Source organism: Rhodanobacter sp. UC4448_H15, assembly GCF_052978265.1.
This window is the reverse complement of sequence record NZ_CM129665.1, coordinates 2,156,736-2,176,253: the sequence shown is the minus strand read 5'-3', so window position 1 is coordinate 2,176,253 and position 19,518 is coordinate 2,156,736. Positions and strand designations below refer to the sequence as shown.

Genomic DNA, 19,518 nt, shown 5'->3' with positions numbered 1-19,518 from the left:
CGGGCACTGCCCGACCTGCGGGGACCCACCGTCACGCGATGCCGTGCAGTCCGCACTCGCGCTTGAGGCCGAAGAAGCGTGTTTCCTCCGGGTCCATGCCGGGCTCCCAGCGACGGCTGGTGTGGTGGTCGCCGATCGAGACGTAGCCCTGCTCCCACAGCGGGTGGTACGGCAGGCGATGGCGGCTGAGATAGTGGCCGACGTCGCGGTCGCTCCAGTCGGCCAGCGGGTGCAGTTTCCAGCGGCCGTGGCGGAGTTCGAGAAAGTCGATCGCGGCGCGGCTGCGCGATTGCTGCCGGCGCAGTCCGGCGATCCAGCTGCCGGCATGCAGTTCATCGAGCGCGCGCTGCATCGGCTCGATCTTGCGAACGCGGTTGTACTGGTCGATGCCACTCACTCCCTGGCGCCACAACTGGCCGTGCCGCGCCTCCATCCGCGCGGGGCTGAGCGGCGACTGGTAGACCTTGAGATTGAGCCCGAGCCGCGCCGTCAGTTGGTCGACGAAATGGTAGGTCTCGGGGAACAGGTAACCGGTATCGATCAGGATCACCGGGATGTCCGGACGCTGGCGGCTGACCAGATGCAGCGACACGGCGGCCTGCGCCCCGAAACTGGACGACAGCACGTGTTCTCCGGGCAGGTGCTCCAGCGCCCACGCCACCCGCTGCGCAGCGCTGCGCGTGGCCAGCATGGCGTTGATCCCCGCAAGCGCCTGCGCGTCGGGGGCGGTGTCCGCCGGCAGCGGTTTCACGCGAGCACCGTGGCGGCGATGCGCCGCGCAGGTGGTGGCTGCAGAACAGCCGCGCGCAGCAGGAAATCACCGAAGCCCTCGCCCGCCTCGCGCTCGGCGGCATAGCGCGCGAACAGCGGGTCGAGTGCAGCAAGGATGGCCGCTTCGTCGACGTTCTCGCGCCAGACCTGGTTCAGGCGTTGGCCGCGGAAATCCGCGCCCAGGCGCAGGTCGTAACGCCCCGGGCCGCGACCGACCAGGGCGATCTCGCCCAGGTAAGGACGCGAGCAGCCGTTGGGGCAACCGGACAGGCGCAGCAGGATCGGCGTGTCGAGCAGGCCGTGCCGGTCCAGCAAGGCTTCCAGTTTCGGCAGCAGCGTCGGCAGGTAGCGCTCGCTCTCGGCCATCGCCAGGCCGCAGGTGGGCAGCGCGACGCAGGCGATCGCGTGCTGGCGGATCGCGCTGTGCCTTTTGTAGCCGTCCATGCCGTGGCGGGCCACCAGGGCGTCGATCGCGGCGCGATCGGCGGCCGCCACGTTGGCGATGATCAGGTTCTGGTTGCAGGTGAGCCGGATGTCGCCGGTGTGCACGCCGGCCAGTTCGCGCATGCCGCTGAGCCAGGTGTGCGCTCCGCGGTCGAGCAGGCGGCCGGACTCCACCTGCAAGGTCAGATGCCAGCGCCCGGCATGGCCTTCGACCCAACCGTAGCGATCGCCGTTATTGTCGAAACGGAACGCGCGCGCCGGCTCCAGCGCGAAGCCCAGGCGCTGCTCGATCTCGGCCTTGACCGCACCGAGCCCAAGCGTGTCGATGGTGTACTTCAGCCGCGCATGCTTGCGCTCCTCGCGATCGCCCCGGTCGCGCTGCACGGCGATGACGGTTTCGGCCAGCGCGATGAGTTGCGACGGCCGCACGAAGCCGATCACGTCGGCCAGCCGCGGATAGGTGGCCGGGTCGCCATGGGTGGCGCCCATGCCGCCGCCGATGCCCACGTTGAATCCAAGCAACTCGCCGTGTTCGACAATGGCGATCAGGGCCAGGTCCTGGGCGAACACGTCGATGTCGTTCTGCGGCGGGATCGCCAGCCCGATCTTGAACTTGCGCGGCAGGTAGGTGGCGCCGTACAGCGGTTCGCTTTCGTTGGCGGCTTCCTCGCCCACCAGCTTTTCGCCATCGAGCCAGAACTCGTGGTAGGCGCGCGTCTTCGGCTTGAGGTGCTCGGACAGGCGCACCGCCCACGCGTATGCCGCTTCGTGCGCCGGCGATTCGACCGGGTTGGTGTTGCACACCACGTTGCGGTTGACGTCGCCGCAGGCGGCGATGGTGCTGGCCATGGCCGCGTTGATCGCCGCGATGGCGGGCTTCAGGTCGCGCTTGATGATGCCGTGCCACTGGAAAGTCTGCCGCGTGGTGATGCGCAGTCCGCTGGAGGCGTAGTCGCCGGCGATCCGGTCGAAGGCGAGCCACTGCGCCGGGGTCATCACGCCGCCAGGCAGGCGCGCGCGCACCATGAAGGCATACGCCGGTTCCAGCTTCTGGCGGCGGCGCTCGTCGCGGATGTCGCGATCGTCCTGCATGTAGCTGCCGTGGAACTTCAGCAGCTTGGTGTCGCTCTCGGCGATCGCGCCGGTGACGGCATCGGCCAGCCCCTCGGCGATGGTGCCGCGCAGGAGGCGGCTTTCGATCTTGATCTTTTCCAGGTGGGAAGGCATCGGGATTCAAGCCAGTTCGCGTTCGGGTTGCATGCTTATTTGTTCGTCATTCCCGCGAAGGCGGGAATGACGACGCGGTTCACTCAATAGACATCGCGGGCGTAACGCCCCTGCTGCAGAAGATCGGCCAACCAGGCCCGCGCGCCCTCGGCGGACAACCCGCCGTGGGTGGCGACGATCTCCAGCAGGGCTTCGTGCACGTCCCGGGCCATGTGCGCGGAATCGCCGCAGACATACAGATGCGCGCCTTCGCGCAGCCATGCGTACAGTTCACGACCGTTCTCGCGCAGGCGCTGCTGCACGTAGACCTTGTGCGAGTCCCTCGCAACACCCCGCACATCCCTGGGCGGACTCTCTGAACGAGCCACGCCGTCGCGCGAGAAGGCCAGGTCGAGGCGGCTCAGGCTGCCGCGGCGCAAGGCGTCCTGCCACTCGAGCTGGTAGAGGAAGTCGCGGGCGAAGTGGCGGTTGCCGAAGAACAGCCAGTTGCGGCCGCTGGCGGCAGTCGCCTCGCGCTCCTGCACGAAGGCGCGGAACGGGGCGACGCCGGTACCGGGGCCGATCATGATCACGTCGCGGCTGCCGTCGGCCGGCAGGCGGAAGCGTTCGTTCGGTTCGATGAATACCGGCACTGCCGCGTCATCGCCCGCGCCGGCAAGGAAGCTCGATGCCGCGCCGTAATGCGTGCTGCCATGCGCAGCGTATTCCACCACCGCCACGGTCAGGTGCACCTCGTCCGGCCCCACGGCTTTCGGGCTGGACGCAATCGAATACAGCCGTGGCGTCAGCGGGCGCAGTGCGGCGACCAGTTCGGCGGCGTCCCACGCGGCGGGAAACTCGCGCAGGAGATCGATCGGCTGGTGGCTTTCCAGCAAGGCGGCGAACTCGGCGCGCTGCTCCGGAGCCAGCAGGCGCTGCAGACCTGCATGCCTCGTGGCTGCGGCCTGCGCCGCGACCAACGGACGGGTCAGTCGGGTGATTTCGCGCTCCTCGGCCAGCCAGCGCGCCAGCGGCAGGTGCTTGCCGCCATGTTCGACTTCCGCAGCGCCATCCAGCCGCAACGTCGTCAGCCACTGCTCGACCAGCGCCGGCGGGTTGCGCGGCCACACGCCGACCGCATCACCGGCTTCGTAACGCAGGCCCGAACCTTCCAGCGACAGTTCGACATGCCGCACGTCGCGCCCACTGTCGCGCGAGACGATGCGCTGGTTCTCCAGCACGGCGGCGGCGAACGGTTGCTCGCGCGAGTATGTCGCCACCGTGCGCACCGCGTGCAGTGCCGCGCCCTGACGCGGAGCCGTCGCGGGCACGTCGAGCGTCTCGCGGGCTGCGGCGAGGGCGCGTTCGGACCAGCCTGCCGCCGCCGCCTCGAAATCCACGTCGGCCTCGCCCAGCTCGGCAAAGCGCTGTCCACCCAGCTCGGCCAGCCGCGCATCCAGCGCCTGGCTGACCGCGCAGTACTTCGGGTAACTCGAATCGCCCAGGCCCAGCACGGCGAACTTCAGTTGCGGCAACTTCGGTGCGCGCTTGCCGGCGATGAACTCGACGAAACCCACCGCATCGTCCGGCGGATCGCCGTCACCCTGGCTGCTGATCACCACGCTCAGGAAGCGCTCCTGCGCCAGCTCGCGCAGCGGGTAGGCGCCGGCGCGCAGCAAGCGCACCGGCAGGCCGGCGGCCTCGGCGCGGTTCGCCAGTTGCTCGGCCACACGGCGGGAGTTGCCGGTCTGGCTGCCATAGACGATGGTCAACCGCCGGCCCGCGTCCGCCGGTTGCTCGCCCATGCCCGGCAAGCTGGCCGCAACCACGCCGCCAGCGGCGGCCGCGGCGCTGTACGCCGCGATCCAGTACAGGTCGGCCGGTGCCAGGCCGTGGGTCAAGCGGGCCAGCAGCGCCAGCCGCTCCGGATCGAGCGTAGGTGCAGGCGGCAGCGATTTCAGCGCAGCGTTCACGGTCATTCCTTCTGGACGTCTTTACGTCCATATGACAATGGTAGGTTTCGGTTCGAACTCGGGGAAAGCATCTGTCGGCATGTCGTTATGTCCGCTGCTCATTTCCTGCGCGCGGCCGGGCGCGCCGTATACTGTGCATCCACCCGATGTGGTTGCCGACGCGCTTGAGCGAACTGCTTGCATTCATGGTCGTGGGCGCCCTCGCCCAGCTGGTCGACGGCGCGCTGGGCATGGCCTTCGGGGTCACCGCGTCCGGCCTGCTGCTGGCGCTGGGCGTGCCGCCGGTGGCCGCCAGCGCCAGCGTGCATTACGCGGAGGCCTTCACCTGCGGTGCTTCCGGCCTCAGCCACCTGCTGGCCGGCAACGTGCGCCGCGCGCTGTTCCTGGCACTGGTGATCCCCGGCGTGTTGGGGGCGCTGATCGGCGTGTGGATCGCCGTGCACGTACCGCCTTCCTGGCTGCGCGCCTTGCTGGCGCCCTACCTGCTGGGCATGGGCGGCTTCCTGCTGCTGCGCTGCCGACGAGCGGCCGGCGCACGCATGGACGTCCCGCGCGGCACCGGCATCACCGGCGGCATTGCCGGCCTGGTCGACGCCATCGGCGGCGGCGGCTGGAGCGCGATCACCGTCACCACGCTGCTGGCGCGCGGCCTGCAGCCGCGAGCGGTGATCGGCAGCGTGCACCTGGCCAAGTGCGTGGTCAGCGTGGCCGCCAGCTTCAGTTTCCTGCTCACCATCGGCGTCAGCCATGCGGCCGCGGTGGTCGGGCTGATCATCGGCGGCGCCCTGGCCGCGCCGTTCGGCGCCGTGTTCGTGCGACGCGTGCCGGCGCGCGTCGCCACCGCGCTGGCCGGGTTGGCAGTGCTGGCGCTGGGCCTCAACAACACCGTGCGCCTGTTCACCTGAGCCGGCCACTACAATGGCCGGATGAACGCCACCCCGACTTTTCCGATCGAAGTGCGCGGCAGCGCCACGCGCCCGCTGGGCATGAGCCCGGCCCGTTTCCTGCGCGACTACTGGCAGAAGCGCCCGCTGCTGATCCGCAACGCCTTCCCCGGCTTCCGCCCGCCGCTGCAACCGGACGATCTCGCCGGCCTGGCCTGCGAGCCCACCGCGCTGGCGCGGCTGATCGTGCACGACGAGGTGCGCGACCGCTGGCGGGTCAAGTCGAGCCCGCTGGAGGAGGCCGATTTCGCCGCCACGCCACCACGCAACTGGACCTTGCTGGTGCAGGACGTGGACAAGTGGGACGCCGACGTGGCCGGCCTGCTGCAACACTTCCGGTTCCTGCCGAGCTGGCGCATGGACGACGTGATGGTGTCCTACGCCGAACCCGGCGGCGGCGTCGGCGCGCACATCGATCAGTATGACGTGTTCCTGCTGCAGGGCCTGGGCCAGCGCCACTGGGCGATCAGCGACGATCCGCTGGCACCGAAGGCGTTCCGGCCCGACATCGAGCTCAAGCAACTGGTGCAGTTCGAGCCGACCCACGAATGGCTGCTCGACCCGGGTGACATGCTCTACCTGCCGCCGGGCGTGCCGCACGACGGCGTCGCCTTCGGCGGCCCGTGCATGACGTTCTCCGTCGGCATGCGCGCACCCTCGCAGGCCGAACTGACCGGCGACCTGGCCGACTACATCGCCGAGCAGCTGCCTGACGAGTTGCGTTACGCCGATCCCGACCTGGCCCCGGCCCGGCATGCCGGCGAGATCGACCGCGCCGCGCTGGAGCGGCTCAAGGCGGCCCTGCCATTTGCCGCCGCCCTGCGCGAGGACCTGCTGCGTGACTGGTTCGGCCGCTTCATCACCCGCTACCGCAACGCTCAGGTGCCGGTGGCGCCGGAGCATCCACTGAGCGAGGAGCGGTTCGGCGCGCGCCTCGCCGCCGGTGCCCGGCTGCTGCGCCACCCCTGGGCGCGCATGGCCTGGGCGGGCGGCAAGACCGGTGGCGTGCTGTACGTGTGTGGCCAGGCCTATGGCGCCTCGGTGGAACTGGCGCAACGGCTGTGTGCCGAACGCGAACTGGCCTTCGACCGCACGCCTGTCGCCGCCGACCGCGAACTCCTGCTCGCCCTGGTCAACGACGGCCACCTGCTGCTGCGCCCGGCGCGCCGCCGCCGATGAAGCTGCAGCACTTCCACGTCGAGATCGCCGACTGGTCACGCGAGGACCAACGCGCCGCCCTGCTCGACCTGCGCGCCACGGTGTTCATCCACGAACAGGGCGTGAGCGAGCAGCGCGAGCGCGACGGGCTGGACGTCGACTGCTGGCACGTGCTGGCCCGCGACGATGCCGGCCACCCGATCGGCTGCGGTCGGCTCACGCCGCAACACAAGATCGGCCGCATGGCGGTATTGCCGGACTGGCGCGGCCAGGGCGTGGGCGCGGCGCTGCTGCGCGAGCTGCTGGGCCTGGCGCGCGCGCAGGGCTGGCCCGAGGTGGCACTGGACGCCCAGGTCAGCGCGATCGGCTTCTACACCCGCGCCGGTTTCGTGGCATATGGGGACGAATTCGAGGACGCGGGGCTGGCACACCGCGCCATGCGGCTGGTGTTCGAGCGGGACGCGACGGTCGAGCATCCGCCTGGTCGCGATCCCGGACGGCTGGCGACCGGCACGGCGGCGGAATGCGTGCAGGCGCGGCTGCAACTGCTGCGTGATGCGCGTCATCAGCTGGCCGTGCGCCTGCCCGCGCTCACTGCCGACACCTTCGCCGATGCGGAACAACTGGCCGAGTTGCGACGCATCGCCACCTCCGGCCGCAGTGCGCTGATCCGCGTGCTGCTGCACGAGCCGCAGGCCGCGCTGCAGGCCGACCATCCACTGATCGGCCTGGCCCAGCGCCTGTCCAGCGCGTTCCAGATCCGCGTGCCGGTGGACGACGTCGACCTGGCCTGGCCTTCGGCCTGCCTGCTCAACGACGTCGGCGGTTACCTGTTCCTGCCCGCGGCGGAGCGTCCACCTGGACGCGCGGCGCGCGACGACCGCGCCGGCGCCGCGCCGCTGCAACAGCAATTCGACGAGGTGTGGGAGCGCTCCGAGCGCGCCACGGCGCTGCAGCGGCTGGATATCTGAGCGAGACGGCCGCGCGGACTGAACCGCAGCTGGCTCGTGGCCATCCGCGTCCGCGACGATGCACAACGCGACCAGGCCACACCCCTTGCGCGTTTGCGGCCGTGCATCGTGGCCGCGGAGCCGCGCCGCAGGCCGTCTGCGACCATTTCACGGGTTGCCGTGCCGTGGCGGGCGAAGGGTATAATCATGCAGATTGATACCAGTCATCCGCACGAGCCACCGGTCGGACTTGAAAACCGGTCGCAAGCCGCGACGTTCAGCTCACATGGATGGCTGCAAGCCTCTTTTTCTGCCGGTGGTGACGTGAGTACAAACCTGATCCGCGAGTTCTACGAATCCTCCCAACTCGCTGGCGGCAACGCCGATTACGTGGAATCGCTGTACGACGCATGGCTGGCCGACCCCACGGCCGTCCCCGCCGAATGGGCAGGTTATTTCGAGACGTTCAAGGGTCGCGAATCGGGCGATGTCCCGCATGGCGCCGCCATTGCGCGGATCGAGGCGGCGCAGAAACAGAGCCGCAACGGCGCCGCCGCCGTACCGATGAGCGACGAGTACGCGCGCAAGCAGGCCGGCGTGCTGCGCCTGCTCACCGCCTACCGCTCGCGCGGCCACCTTGCCGCCGACCTCGACCCGCTGGGCCTGGCCGACAAGATGCCGGCCCCCGATCTCGGCCTGGCCTTCCACGGCTTGTCCGACGCCGACCTGGATACCGAATTCGACACCGGCAACTACGCTGGCGGCGGCCAGCGGCTGAAACTGCGTGACCTGCTCGATCGGTTGAAGAAGACCTACGCCAGCTCGATCGGCGCGGAGTTCATGCACATCAGCAACCACGAGCAGCGCAACTGGATCTACAGCCGGCTCGAACAATCCGCCGGCCAGAGCGGCCTGGACAAGGCCGGCAAGCAGCGCGTGCTCGACGGCCTCACCGCCGCCGAGGGCTTGGAGCGCTACCTGCACACCAAGTACGTCGGCCAGAAGCGCTTCTCGCTGGAAGGCGGCGACAGCCTGATCCCGATGCTCGACGACGTGGTGCGCGCGGCCGGCGACAACGGCATCAAGGAGCTGGTGATCGGCATGGCCCACCGCGGCCGCCTCAACGTGCTGGTCAACATCCTGGGCAAGCCGCCGAAGACCCTGTTCGACGAGTTCGAGGGCCGTTTCGACCATCCCGACGACCCGGCCCACTCCGGCGACGTGAAGTACCACATGGGCTTCTCCGCCGACGTCAAGACGCCCAAGGGCGGCGTGCACGTGGCGCTGGCGTTCAACCCCTCGCATCTGGAAATCGTCAACCCGGTGGTGACCGGCTCGGTGCACGCGCGCCAGACCCGCCGCCGCGATACCGCGCACACGCAGTCGATGGCCGTGCTGATCCACGGCGACGCCGCGTTCGCCGGCCAGGGCGTGAACATGGAACTGTTCAACATGTCGCAGGCACGCGGCTTCAAGATCGGCGGCAGCCTGCACATCGTGGTCAACAACCAGGTCGGCTTCACCACCTCCAATCCGGAGGACGCGCGTTCCACCATGTACTGCACCGACCTGGCCAAGATGGTCAACGCGCCGGTGCTGCACGTGAACGGCGACGACCCGGAAGCGGTGATCCTGGTGACCCGGCTGGCCTACGACTTCCGCAAGCGGTTCCGCCGCGACGCGGTGATCGACCTGGTCTGCTACCGCCGCCACGGCCACAACGAGGCCGACGAGCCGGCCGCCACGCAACCGGTGATGTACCAGATCATCCGCAAGCGTCCGACCGCGCGCGACCTTTACCAGCAGCAACTGGTGAAGGCCGGCGTACTGGCCGAGGGCGAGGCGGCGAAGCAGTTCGACGCCTACCGCGAGCGCCTGGAAGCCGGCGCACCGATGACCGACCTGGACCCCAGCCCCGTCCGCGACGGCCACGTCGACTGGGCGCGCTTCATCGGCGGCAAGCTGTCGCTGCCCACCGACACCACGGTGCCCATGCGCAAGCTGCAGGAACTGGCCGGCAATATCCTCACCCTGCCCGCCGACCTCACCCTGCAGGGCCGCGTGGCCAAGATCTACGAAGACCGCCGCAAGATGGCCGCCGGCGAACAGCCCGCCGACTGGGGCTTCGCCGAGAACCTGGCCTACGCGACCCTGGTCGACGGCGGTTTCGACATGCGTCTGGTCGGCCAGGATTCCGGCCGCGGCACGTTCTTCCACCGCCATGCGGTGCTGCACGACCAGAAGGACGGCCACACCTACATGCCGCTGGCCGCAGTGCGCGCCACCGCCGATGTCGAGGTGATCGACTCGCTGCTCAGCGAAGAGGCGGTGATGGCGTTCGAGTACGGCCACTCCACCACCGACCCGGACACCCTCAACATCTGGGAAGCCCAGTTCGGCGACTTCGCCAACGGCGCGCAGGTGGTGATCGACCAGTTCATCAGCTCGGGCGAATCGAAGTGGAACCGGTTGTGCGGCCTGGTGCTGCTGCTGCCGCACGGCTACGAAGGCCAGGGGCCGGAGCACTCCTCCGCCCGGCTGGAGCGTTTCCTGCAGCTGTGCGCGATGGACAACATGCAGGTCTGCGTGCCGACCACGCCCGCGCAGGATTTCCACATGATCCGCCGGCAGATGCTGCGCGCCGCGCGCAAGCCGCTGATCGTGATGACGCCCAAATCGCTGCTGCGCCACAAGCTGGCGGTGTCGAGCCTGGACGAGCTGGCCAACGGCAGCTTCCAGCTGGTGATCGGCGAGCATCGAAAGCTGACCGCGAAGAAGGTCAAGCGCGTGGTGCTGTGCTCGGGCAAGGTCTACTACGACCTGCTGGAGGAAGCCGAGAAGCGCGCCCTGACCGACGTGGCGATCGTGCGCGTCGAGCAGTTGTACCCGTTCCCCCGCGTGGAGGTCAGCGCCGAGCTGGACAAGTATCCGTCGGCGAAGGAAGTGATCTGGTGCCAGGAGGAGCCCATGAACCAGGGCGCCTGGTTCCAGATCCGCCATCACCTGCAAGCCTGCACGGGCAGCAAGCACAGCCTGTCGTACGCCGGTCGCGCGCGCTCGCCGGCGCCGGCCGCCGGCCACCACAACACGCACGTCGCCGAACAGGCGGCGCTGGTCGAACAGGCCCTGGTCGAGCCGGTCGGTACCGACCACGCCGCCGAGTAATCCGTTTCGAACGGGGCGGTCGCGATTGGCCGCCCCTGCTTCTTGTGTCCATCGACAGTCGCACAAACCCAAGAGCCTCTTATGTCCATCGAACTGAAAGTCCCCGTGCTGCCCGAGTCCGTCTCCGACGCCACCATCGCCAGCTGGCACAAGAAGGCCGGTGACGCGGTGAAGCGCGACGAGAACCTGGTGGATCTGGAAACCGACAAGGTGGTGCTGGAAGTGCCCGCGCCGGTTGACGGCGTGTTGAAGGAGATCAGGCACGAGGTCGGCGACACGGTGAACAGCGAGCAGGTCATCGCGATCATCGAGGAAGGCGCCACGGCGGCTGCGCCGGCTCCGGCCGCCGCCGCTCCGGCGCCCGCGGCCGCGGCGCCCGCCCCCGCCGCGTCGAAGGCCGCCGCCGAGCTTTCGCCCGCCGCGCAGCGCGTGGCCACCGAGAGCAAGGTCGACACCTCCGCCATCGCCGGCACCGGCCGCGACGGTCGCATCATCAAGGAAGACGTGGTCAACGCCGGTTCGCGCCCTGCCGCAGCTCCCGCCGCCGCGCCGGCCGCGAAACCGACCCCGGGCGTCCGCCCGGAAGAGCGCGTGCCGATGACCCGCATGCGCGCGCGCATCGCCGAGCGCCTGATGCAGTCGAAGAACTCGATCGCCATGCTGACCTCGTTCAACGAGGTGAACCTGGCCGAAGTGGTGAAGATGCGCAAAGCCCTCGGCGACGCGTTCCAGAAGGAACACGGCATCAAGCTCGGCTTCATGAGCTTCTTCGTCAAGGCGGCAGCCGAGGCGCTGAAGCGCTATCCGTTCGTCAACGCGTCGGTCGACGGCAACGACGTGATCTACCACGGCTACCAGGACATCTCGATCGCCGTGTCCACCGACAAGGGCCTGGTCACGCCGGTGCTGCGCGACGTGCAGGACATGAGCTTCGCCGACGTCGAGAAGGGCATCGCCGACTACGCCGTCAAGGCGCGCGCGAACAAGCTGTCGCTGGACGACCTGCAGGGCGGCACCTTTACCATCACCAACGGCGGCACCTTCGGCTCGCTGCTGTCGACGCCGATCGTGAACCCGCCGCAGAGCGCGATCCTCGGCATGCATACGATCAAGGAGCGCCCGATCGTCGAGAACGGCCAGATCATCGCCGCGCCGATGATGTACATCGCGCTCAGCTACGACCACCGCATCATCGACGGCAAGGACGCGGTGCTGTTCCTGGTCGACATCAAGAACCAGCTGGAGAATCCGCAGCGGATGCTGTTGGGTCTGTGATCGCTTGAGCCCCTCTCCCGCCGGGAGAGGGGTTGGGGCGAGGGTTCGGTGATACCGCAACGCCTCGCTCCGCCCGCACCCTCATCCGGCGCTTCGCGCCACCTTCTCCCGGCGGGAGAAGGAAAGAGCAAAGAGGAAAATCATGAGCGACAAATTCGATGTCATCGTCATCGGTGCGGGCCCGGCCGGTTACCACGCCGCGATCCGCGCCGCGCAGCTGGGCCTGAAGACCGCCGTGGTCGATGCCTTTGTCGGCAAGGATGGCAAGCAGGCACTCGGCGGCACCTGCCTCAACGTGGGCTGTATCCCGTCGAAGGCGCTGCTCGACTCCTCCAAGCAGTTCTACAACCTCGCGCACAATCTTCCCGTGCACGGAATCACCGTCGAGAATGCCAAGGTCGACCTCAAGACCTTCATCGGCCGCAAGGAAAAGATCGTCAAGCAGTTCACCGGCGGCGTGGCGCAACTGTTCAAGGCCAACAAGATCACCAGCTTCTTCGGCACCGGCAAGCTGCTGAAGGGCAACCAGGTCGAGGTCACCGGCAACGACGGCGCCAGGCAGACCATCGCTGCCACCAACGTGATCCTGGCTTCCGGTTCGGTGCCGATCGAGTTGCCGTTCGCGAAGTTCGACGGCAAGAACATCATCGACAACGCCGGCGCGCTGGAACTCGATGCCGTGCCGAAGCGCCTGGGCGTGATCGGCGCCGGCGTGATCGGACTGGAGCTGGGCAGCGTGTGGCGCCGCCTGGGCGCGGAAGTCACCGTGATCGAGGCGCTGCCGGAATTCCTCGCCGTCGCCGACGCGGACGTCGCCAAGGTCGCCGCCAGGGAATTCGCCAAACAGGGCCTGGACATCAAGCTCAACGCCAAGCTCAACAAGGCTGAGGTGAAGAAGGACGGCGTGCACCTGGTCTACACCGACAAGGACGGCGAGCAGAAGCTCGTCGTCGACAAGCTGCTGGTCGCCGTGGGCCGCCGCGCCTATACCGCCGGCCTGCTGGCCGACGACACCGGCGTGAAGCTGGACGAGCGCGGCCGCATCGTGGTCGACGAGCATTGCCACACCGGCGTGGACGGCGTGTGGGCGGTCGGCGACGCGGTGCGCGGCCCGATGCTCGCGCACAAGGGTTTCGAGGAAGGCATGGCGGTCGCCGAGTGGATCGCCGGCAAGGCCGGCCACGTCAGCTACGACACGATCCCGTGGGTGATCTACACCGAGCCGGAGATCGCCTGGGCCGGCAAGACCGAGAAGCAGCTCAAGGACGAGGGCGTGCCGTACAAGGTCGGCACTTTCCCGTTCGCCGCGATCGGCCGTGCCGTCGCGATGAACGAGGCGGTCGGCCAGGTGAAGATGATTGCGCACGCCGAAACCGACCGCATCCTGGGCGTGCACATGGTGGGTCCGGGTGTCTCCGAGCTGATCGCCGAGTGCGTGGTGGCGATGGAGTTCAAGGGGTCCTCCGAGGACCTCGCCCGCATCGTCCACGCCCATCCGACCCTGTCCGAAGCCGTGCACGAAGCCGCCTTGTCGGTCGACAAACGCGCCATCCACAAGGGCAACTGAAGCCCGCGCAGAGCCAACGCGGCCCGCTCGTGGCGACATGGGCGGGTCGCTCTTTTTCAGAAATGAGTGGAGAGAAGTGAGAAACGAGAGAGAGCATGCAAGCGCACACTCTTTTCTCACTCCTCTCCACTCTCCACCCAGGTAAGCCCATGCCCCAACCCACCGCCATCTGCGTCTACTGCGGCTCCAACAGCGGCAGGCACCCCGAGTACGCCGAACAGGCGCGCGCCTTCGGCAGCGAGATGGCACGACGCGGCATCGCGCTGGTCTATGGCGGCGGCAAGGTCGGCCTGATGGGCGTGGTGGCCGACGCCGTGCTCGCCGGCGGCGGCAAGGTGATCGGCGTGATCCCGCGCCAGCTCGTGGAACTGGAAGTGGCGCACCCGGGCCTGAGCGAGCTGGTGGTGGTCGAGACCATGCACCAGCGCAAGACGCGCATGTACGAGCTGTCCGACGCCTTCGTCGCCCTGCCCGGCGGCTTCGGCACGATGGACGAGATGTTCGAGATGCTGACCTGGGCCCAGCTCGGCCTGCACCGCTACCCCTGCGCCTTCCTCGACGTGCGCGGCTACTACCGCGACCTGCGCACGCTGATGGAGCACATGGTCGACGAATCCTTCGTGAAGGCGGCGCAGCGCGACAGCATCTGGTTCGGCGACGACATCGCCGCATTGTTCGACTGGATGCGGGACTACGAAGGCAGCTACACGCCCAAGTGGATTTCCTCCCGCAGCGTCGACGCCTGATTCCGCAGGAGGTCGAAATGACCCGTTTCCGCGCGTTCCGCATCCACAACGACGACGCCGGCTACCGCGCCGGCATCGAGACCATGGACACCGGTGCGCTGTCGCCCGGCGAGGTGCTGGTCAAGGTCGCGTATTCCTCGGTCAACTACAAGGACGCGCTGGCCGGCACCGGCAAGGGCCGCATCCTGCGCACCTATCCGCTCAACGGCGGCATCGACGTGGCCGGCCATGTGGTCGCCTCGACCGATCCGGCGTTCAGGGAAGGCGACGCGGTGCTGTGCACCGGCAGCGGCCTGTCCGAGACGCGCGACGGCGGCTATGGCGAATACGCACGTCTCGACGCGCGCTGGACGATCCCGCTGCCGGCGTCCTTGAGCCTGCGCGAGAGCATGATCCTCGGCACCGCCGGCTTCACCGCCGCACTGGCCCTGCTGCGCATGCAGGACAACCGGCAAACACCGGCGCTCGGCCCGATCGCGGTAACCGGCGCCAGCGGTGGCGTCGGCATGCTGGCAATCGACATCTTCAGCCGCGCCGGTTACGAAGTGCATGCGATCAGCGGCAAGCCGGACCACTTCGACTTCCTGCGCAGCCTCGGCGCCACGGACTGCATCGATCGCCACCAGCTCGCCTTCAGCGGCAAGCCGATGGACTCGGCCCGCTTCGGCGGCGCGCTGGACAACGTCGGCGGCCGCATGCTCGCCGGCCTGCTGCCGCTCATCGCGCCCTACGGCAACGTGGCAATCTGCGGCAACGCCGGCGGCATCGCGTTCGACAGCACGGTGATGCCCTTCATCATCCGCGGCCTGAGCCTGTTGGGCGTGGCTTCGGCCGGCACCGCGCGGGACATTCGCGACGACATCTGGCGGCGCCTGGCCAGTGAGTGGAAGCCGCGGCACCTGGAGCGCATCGGCACGCGCGACATCGCACTGGAAGAGTTGCCGCAGGTGTTCGAGCGCATGCTTGCCGGTGATTCCTTCGGGCGCACGCTCGTGCACATCGACCATCCGGTTTGACAGCGACGTGCTTGGAAGTACCATCGTCACGCCTTAGAATCATCGAAACCCGCAGGGAACCCCCAACCCATGGCACGCATCCTGATCGTCGACGACTCCCCCTCCCAGTTGCTGGGCATCAAGCGGATCGTCGAGAAACTCGGGCATGAGACGCTGTCGGCCGAAGACGGCGCCGCCGGCGTCGAGGTGGCCAAGGCGGAGCTGCCCGACCTGATCCTGATGGACGTGGTCATGCCCAACCTCAACGGCTTCCAGGCCACCCGCACGATCAGCAAGAACGCCGACACCGCGCACATCCCGATCATCCTGGTCACCACCAAGGACCAGGAAACCGACAAGGTGTGGGGCATGCGCCAGGGCGCCAAGGCCTACGTGACCAAGCCCATCAAGGAAGAGGAACTGGTCAAGGCGCTGGACGAATTCCTGCCCCACTGACCCGTCTCCCATTTGCACGAAAAACGGCGCCCGCGGGCGCCGTTTTTCGTGAAGCGGCCGGCCGGCGGTCGGTCAGCCGGCGCGGTAATCCTGATACGACTTTTCCTCGACCAGCTGCGAACCGAGCTTGAGGTTGATCGCGCGTTTGAACGCGGCGCGCTCGTCGTTGCGGAAATACACCGAGCGGGCCAGCTCGATGAAGTCCCGGTCGAACTCCTGCGCGCGTTCCTTCAACCGGATCTTGTCCTCGATATCCCACAGCAGCTCGTTCACCGCGAGCAGACTGGCGCGCTCCTCGCCGATGTCGATCCGCGACGCCGCGTCGTTGGCCCAGATCGCGTTGAGCAAGTCCAGCTCGTTGCGCACGTTGGCCAGCTTGGCCTCGTCGGTCATCCGTCGCGACTTGATTTCGAGGATGGTGATCTTGTCGATCAGTTCGCCGTGGGAAACGGGGGTCTGGATCAGGCTCATGCTCGGCTCCGTGGAAGTGTGTTTCAAACCGTGGCGCGGAAGGCGCCCTGCTGCACCAGCGCGCAGGCCGCGGCCACGTCGCCGTCCAGCGCGCGATCGCGATGCATGAAGGCAATGCGCTGACGCAGGATCGCGTGTGCCTGACGCACCCGTGCGCCCGCGTGGAAATCGCCGGCGCCGGTCAGGGCATCGGCGAGCTGCTGCACCTCGGCGACGAACTGCTCGTAGTGCGGCTGGCCCTCGCGCGGCGCATTGGCCACCTTGGCCGCCAATGCCTGCCAGCCGCCGCGGCGGGCCAGCCGGCGCGCGGCGTTGAGCATTTCCTGGCGGTAGTCGAGCGCCTGCGCCGCGGTGTACAGCTCCAGCGCCAGCGCGTGGCTCAGATCCTCCACCATGTCCAGCACGTGGCGGGCTTCGTTCGCCCCCATCGAAACGTGATCCTCGGCGTTCGCGCTGGTCGGCACCGAATACACGCTGGCCGGATGCGCGCGCGTGGCGAGGTCGTTGACCAGGGCCGCGGCGGTGTACTGCACGATCATGAAGCCGGAGTCGGTGCCGTCCTCGTTTCCGGTGAGGAAGGCCGGCAGGCCGTCGTTGTTGGCCGGGTCGACCAGCTTGTTGAGGCGGCGCTCGGAAATCGACGCCAGCACCGGGATCGCCGCCTTCACGTAACTCATCGCCAGCGCCAGCGGCATGCCGTGGAAGTGGCCGGCAGAGATCACCTGCTCCTCGATGAACTGCGCGTCCGCGTTGTCCGGGAAGATCAGCGGGTTGTCGGTGACCGAGTTGAGCTCGATGTCGAACACGCGGCAAGCCTGTGCCCAGGCATCGCGTACCGCACCGTGCACTTGCGGCATGCAGCGCAGGCTGTAGGCATCCTGCGGCTGGTGCTTCTTGCCGCCCTTGAACGGCAGGAAGCGCTGGTAGAACGCCTCGCGGCCGTGGCGCTGGTTGGCAGGCACCCAGTCCCAGCCGATGTCGAAACTCAGCGCCTGGTCGTCCGGCTCGCTCCAGGCATCGGCGCTCCACGGCTTGAAGCGCGGCACCAGGTGATACGGAATGTCCAGCAAGGTGGAACCGTCCAGCAATTCGCGCACGTGCGCCGCAGTCTCGACTTGCCCGGGATGAGGACGCAGCGCATGCACCTCCGGTCGCAAGGCGCCACTGCGGCCGGCAAAGGCGTCCAGTGTCATCGCCGCGGCGAGATCGGCGACGTCCAGCAGATCGCCCAGCACGTCCAGCGCCAGCGCGCCGGTGGCGAGCATCTGCGCGGTGCCGTTGTTGAGCGCCAGCCCTTCCTTGAACGACAACCGGATCGGCTTGAGGCCGGCACGCTCCAGCGCCTGCGCGCCCGGCATGCGCTCGCCTTCGTAGAATGCCTCGCCGCCGCCGAGCAGCACGATCGCCAGATGCGACAGCGGTGCCAGGTCGCCGCTGGCGCCGACCGAGCCCTTCTCCGGCACCACCGGCACCACGCCGGCATTGAGCATCGCGGCGAGCGCTTCCAGCGTGCTCACGCGGATGCCCGAGTGGCCGCGCATCAAGGTGTTGATGCGGATCACCAGCATCGCGCGCACCACCTCCGCCGCAAACGGTTTGCCGACGCAGACGGCATGCGTGATGATCAGGTTGTGCTGCAACTCCTCCATCAGCGTGCCTTCGGCGGGCTGATGCCCCGGCAGCTCGTCGCGCACGCGATGCGCGCCCAGCAGCTTGTCGGCGTTGCTGCCGAAGCCGGTGGTGACGCCGTAGGTCGGCTCGCCGCAGCTGACTTTCTCGGCGAGGAAATCGGCGGCGCGCTGCACGCGCTTGAGCTGCGCCTGATCCAGCGCCACCGATGCGCCCTGCCGCGCCACCGCCACCAGTTGCGTGCGCGTCAGGCTGCTGCCATCGAGAAGAATCGTTTCACTCACCGCAGTCATGCTCCACGTTGTTGCCGTCATTCCCGCCAACACGGGAATGACGGCGTCAAAGGCAATAGCGCCCTCACCCCATTGCCGCAGCCTGCTCCAGCTCCACCCGCAGCGTCTTGACCAGTTCGCCGCGCGCCACCTCGAACTGGTCCTCGCGGCGCAGGTCCTTCACCGTCACCACGCCGCGGGCGAGCTCGTCCTCGCCCAGCACCACCACGAAGCGGATGCCGGCGCGGTCGGCGTACTTGAACTGCTTGCCCAGCTTGCCGCCTTCCAGCACCACCTCGGTGGCGATGCCGGCGCCGCGCAGCTCGCCGGCCAGCGCGAGATAGGCCGGCAGCTGCGCCTCGTCCATCTGGGTCACCAGCACGTCGACGGTGCTCTTCGCCGTGTCGATCAGGCCGGCGTCGCGCAGCTGCCAGTAGAGCCGGGTCAGGCCGATCGAGATGCCGACGCCGGGCAGGTGCGACTTGGTGTACTGGCCGGCCAGGTTCTCGTAGCGGCCGCCGGAGCAGATCGAGCCGATCTGCGGGTGGTCGTTCAGCGTGGTCTCGTAGACCGTGCCGGTGTAGTAGTCGAGGCCGCGGGCGATCGACAGGTTCAGCGCGTAATGTGTTTCCGGCACGCCGAACGCGTGGATCAGACCGAGCACTTCCTTCAGCTCGTTGCGGCCCTGCTCCATCGCTTCCGGGCCGGCGCCCAGCGCATCGAGCTTGTCGAACGCGTCCTGCAGCGAGGTCGAGCGCACCTGCACGAAGGCGAGGATGCTGGTGGCAACCTCGGTGCTCAAGCCGAACGCTTCGCCGGTCAGCGTGTCGCGCACGTAGTCGGCGCCGCGCTTGTCCAGCTTGTCCACCTCGCGCAGCACCAGCATCTGCTGCTCGCCGTCGACGATGCCCAGGCTCTCGAAGTAGCCGCGCATCAGCTTGCGGTTGTTGAGCTGGATGGTGAACGGGCCGATCGCCAGTTCGCGGAACACGCTGTAGATCACCGCCGGGATCTCGGCGTCGTAGCGCACCGACAATGAGTCCTTGCCGATCACGTCGATGTCGCACTGGTAGAACTCGCGGAAGCGCCCGCGCTGCGCGCGTTCGCCGCGGTACACCTTCTGCATCTGGTAGCGGCGGAACGGGAAGCTGAGGTCGCGCTCGTGCTCGGCCACGTAACGCGCCAGCGGCACGGTGAGGTCGAAGCGCAGCGCCAGTTCGGGCATGCCCTCATCGGCCTTGCCCAGCGCCCCGGTGGACTGCACGAAGTACACCTGCCGCTCGGTCTCCCCGCCGCTCTTGGTCAGCAGCACGTCGGAGTATTCGATCACCGGCGTCTCGATGGCGAGAAAGCCGAAACGCTCGTAATTGCGACGGATCACGTCGAGCATGCGCTGGAACGCGATCTGGTCGAGCGGCAACAGCTCGAGCACGCCGGGCATGGTGCGGGCCGGGGTAAGCGCCATGGAATCCTCTGCTGACGATGGGACGGGTCGC

At 68.2% G+C, this 19,518-nt stretch carries 15 protein-coding genes; 9 read left to right on the top strand and 6 right to left on the bottom strand.

Translation table 11 applies throughout. The annotated features are described in order from the left end of the window. Positions 1 to 31 precede the first annotated feature (31 nt). The 3 genes from ACVCMI_RS09760 to ACVCMI_RS09750 form a co-directional block, all read right to left on the bottom strand. The gene (locus ACVCMI_RS09760) at positions 32 to 751 is read right to left on the bottom strand and encodes a phosphoadenylyl-sulfate reductase (RefSeq protein WP_447098974.1); all 720 of its coding nucleotides are present in this window, start codon (positions 749 to 751) and stop codon (positions 32 to 34) included. Continuing rightward, positions 748 to 2,442, bottom strand: coding sequence for an assimilatory sulfite reductase (NADPH) hemoprotein subunit (cysI, locus tag ACVCMI_RS09755; RefSeq protein ID WP_447098975.1), 1,695 nt, complete (start codon positions 2,440 to 2,442; stop codon positions 748 to 750). The genes ACVCMI_RS09760 and cysI overlap by 4 nt, the downstream gene beginning before the upstream one ends. A gap of 83 nt (positions 2,443 to 2,525) precedes the next feature. After that, complete coding sequence (locus ACVCMI_RS09750; protein ID WP_447099552.1) at positions 2,526 to 4,400, bottom strand: assimilatory sulfite reductase (NADPH) flavoprotein subunit; 1,875 nt, start codon at positions 4,398 to 4,400, stop codon at positions 2,526 to 2,528. 158 nt (positions 4,401 to 4,558) lie between these two features. Between ACVCMI_RS09750 and ACVCMI_RS09745 the strand changes: the two genes are divergently transcribed. From ACVCMI_RS09745 to pilH, 9 genes are all read left to right on the top strand, one after another. Beyond that, positions 4,559 to 5,299 (top strand): sulfite exporter TauE/SafE family protein, encoded by a 741-nt coding sequence (locus tag ACVCMI_RS09745; RefSeq protein ID WP_395118340.1) that lies wholly within the window; start codon positions 4,559 to 4,561, stop codon positions 5,297 to 5,299. Between the two features lie 21 nt (positions 5,300 to 5,320). Further along, on the top strand, positions 5,321 to 6,517 hold the full coding sequence (locus ACVCMI_RS09740) for a JmjC domain-containing protein (protein WP_447098977.1): 1,197 nt from the start codon (positions 5,321 to 5,323) through the stop codon (positions 6,515 to 6,517). Continuing rightward, positions 6,514 to 7,467 carry a GNAT family N-acetyltransferase gene (locus tag ACVCMI_RS09735; protein WP_447098978.1) on the top strand — a complete coding sequence of 318 codons (954 nt, stop codon included), beginning with the start codon at positions 6,514 to 6,516 and terminating at the stop codon, positions 7,465 to 7,467. Before ACVCMI_RS09740 ends, ACVCMI_RS09735 begins: the two co-directional genes overlap by 4 nt. Positions 7,468 to 7,770: 303 nt before the next feature. Beyond that, entirely contained in the window at positions 7,771 to 10,611 is a 2,841-nt protein-coding gene (locus tag ACVCMI_RS09730; RefSeq protein WP_447098979.1) for a 2-oxoglutarate dehydrogenase E1 component, read from the top strand. Positions 10,612 to 10,692: 81 nt separating this feature from the next. Next, positions 10,693 to 11,886 (top strand): 2-oxoglutarate dehydrogenase complex dihydrolipoyllysine-residue succinyltransferase, encoded by a 1,194-nt coding sequence (gene odhB / locus ACVCMI_RS09725; protein WP_447098980.1) that lies wholly within the window; start codon positions 10,693 to 10,695, stop codon positions 11,884 to 11,886. A gap of 142 nt (positions 11,887 to 12,028) precedes the next feature. After that, complete coding sequence (gene lpdA, locus ACVCMI_RS09720) at positions 12,029 to 13,453, top strand: dihydrolipoyl dehydrogenase (RefSeq protein WP_447098981.1); 1,425 nt, start codon at positions 12,029 to 12,031, stop codon at positions 13,451 to 13,453. Between the two features lie 149 nt (positions 13,454 to 13,602). Then, entirely contained in the window at positions 13,603 to 14,199 is a 597-nt protein-coding gene (locus ACVCMI_RS09715) for an LOG family protein (RefSeq protein ID WP_447098982.1), read from the top strand. A 17-nt stretch (positions 14,200 to 14,216) separates the two neighbouring features. Then, the gene (locus ACVCMI_RS09710; RefSeq protein ID WP_447098983.1) at positions 14,217 to 15,215 is read left to right on the top strand and encodes a YhdH/YhfP family quinone oxidoreductase; all 999 of its coding nucleotides are present in this window, start codon (positions 14,217 to 14,219) and stop codon (positions 15,213 to 15,215) included. Positions 15,216 to 15,284: 69 nt separating this feature from the next. Continuing rightward, a complete protein-coding gene (gene pilH / locus ACVCMI_RS09705) occupies positions 15,285 to 15,650 on the top strand; it encodes a twitching motility response regulator PilH (protein ID WP_136258582.1) in 366 nt (121 codons plus the stop codon). 72 nt (positions 15,651 to 15,722) lie between these two features. On the opposite strand, the gene ACVCMI_RS09700 is transcribed toward pilH, so the two are convergent. The 3 genes from ACVCMI_RS09700 to hisS all read right to left on the bottom strand — a co-directional run bounded on the left by ACVCMI_RS09700 (position 15,723) and on the right by hisS (position 19,487). Next, entirely contained in the window at positions 15,723 to 16,121 is a 399-nt protein-coding gene (locus ACVCMI_RS09700; protein ID WP_447098984.1) for a DUF6165 family protein, read from the bottom strand. A 23-nt stretch (positions 16,122 to 16,144) separates the two neighbouring features. Next, the gene (locus tag ACVCMI_RS09695) at positions 16,145 to 18,043 is read right to left on the bottom strand and encodes an HAL/PAL/TAL family ammonia-lyase (protein WP_447098985.1); all 1,899 of its coding nucleotides are present in this window, start codon (positions 18,041 to 18,043) and stop codon (positions 16,145 to 16,147) included. 64 nt (positions 18,044 to 18,107) lie between these two features. Next, a complete protein-coding gene (gene hisS, locus ACVCMI_RS09690) occupies positions 18,108 to 19,487 on the bottom strand; it encodes a histidine--tRNA ligase (protein ID WP_447098986.1) in 1,380 nt (459 codons plus the stop codon). Positions 19,488 to 19,518 lie beyond the last annotated feature (31 nt).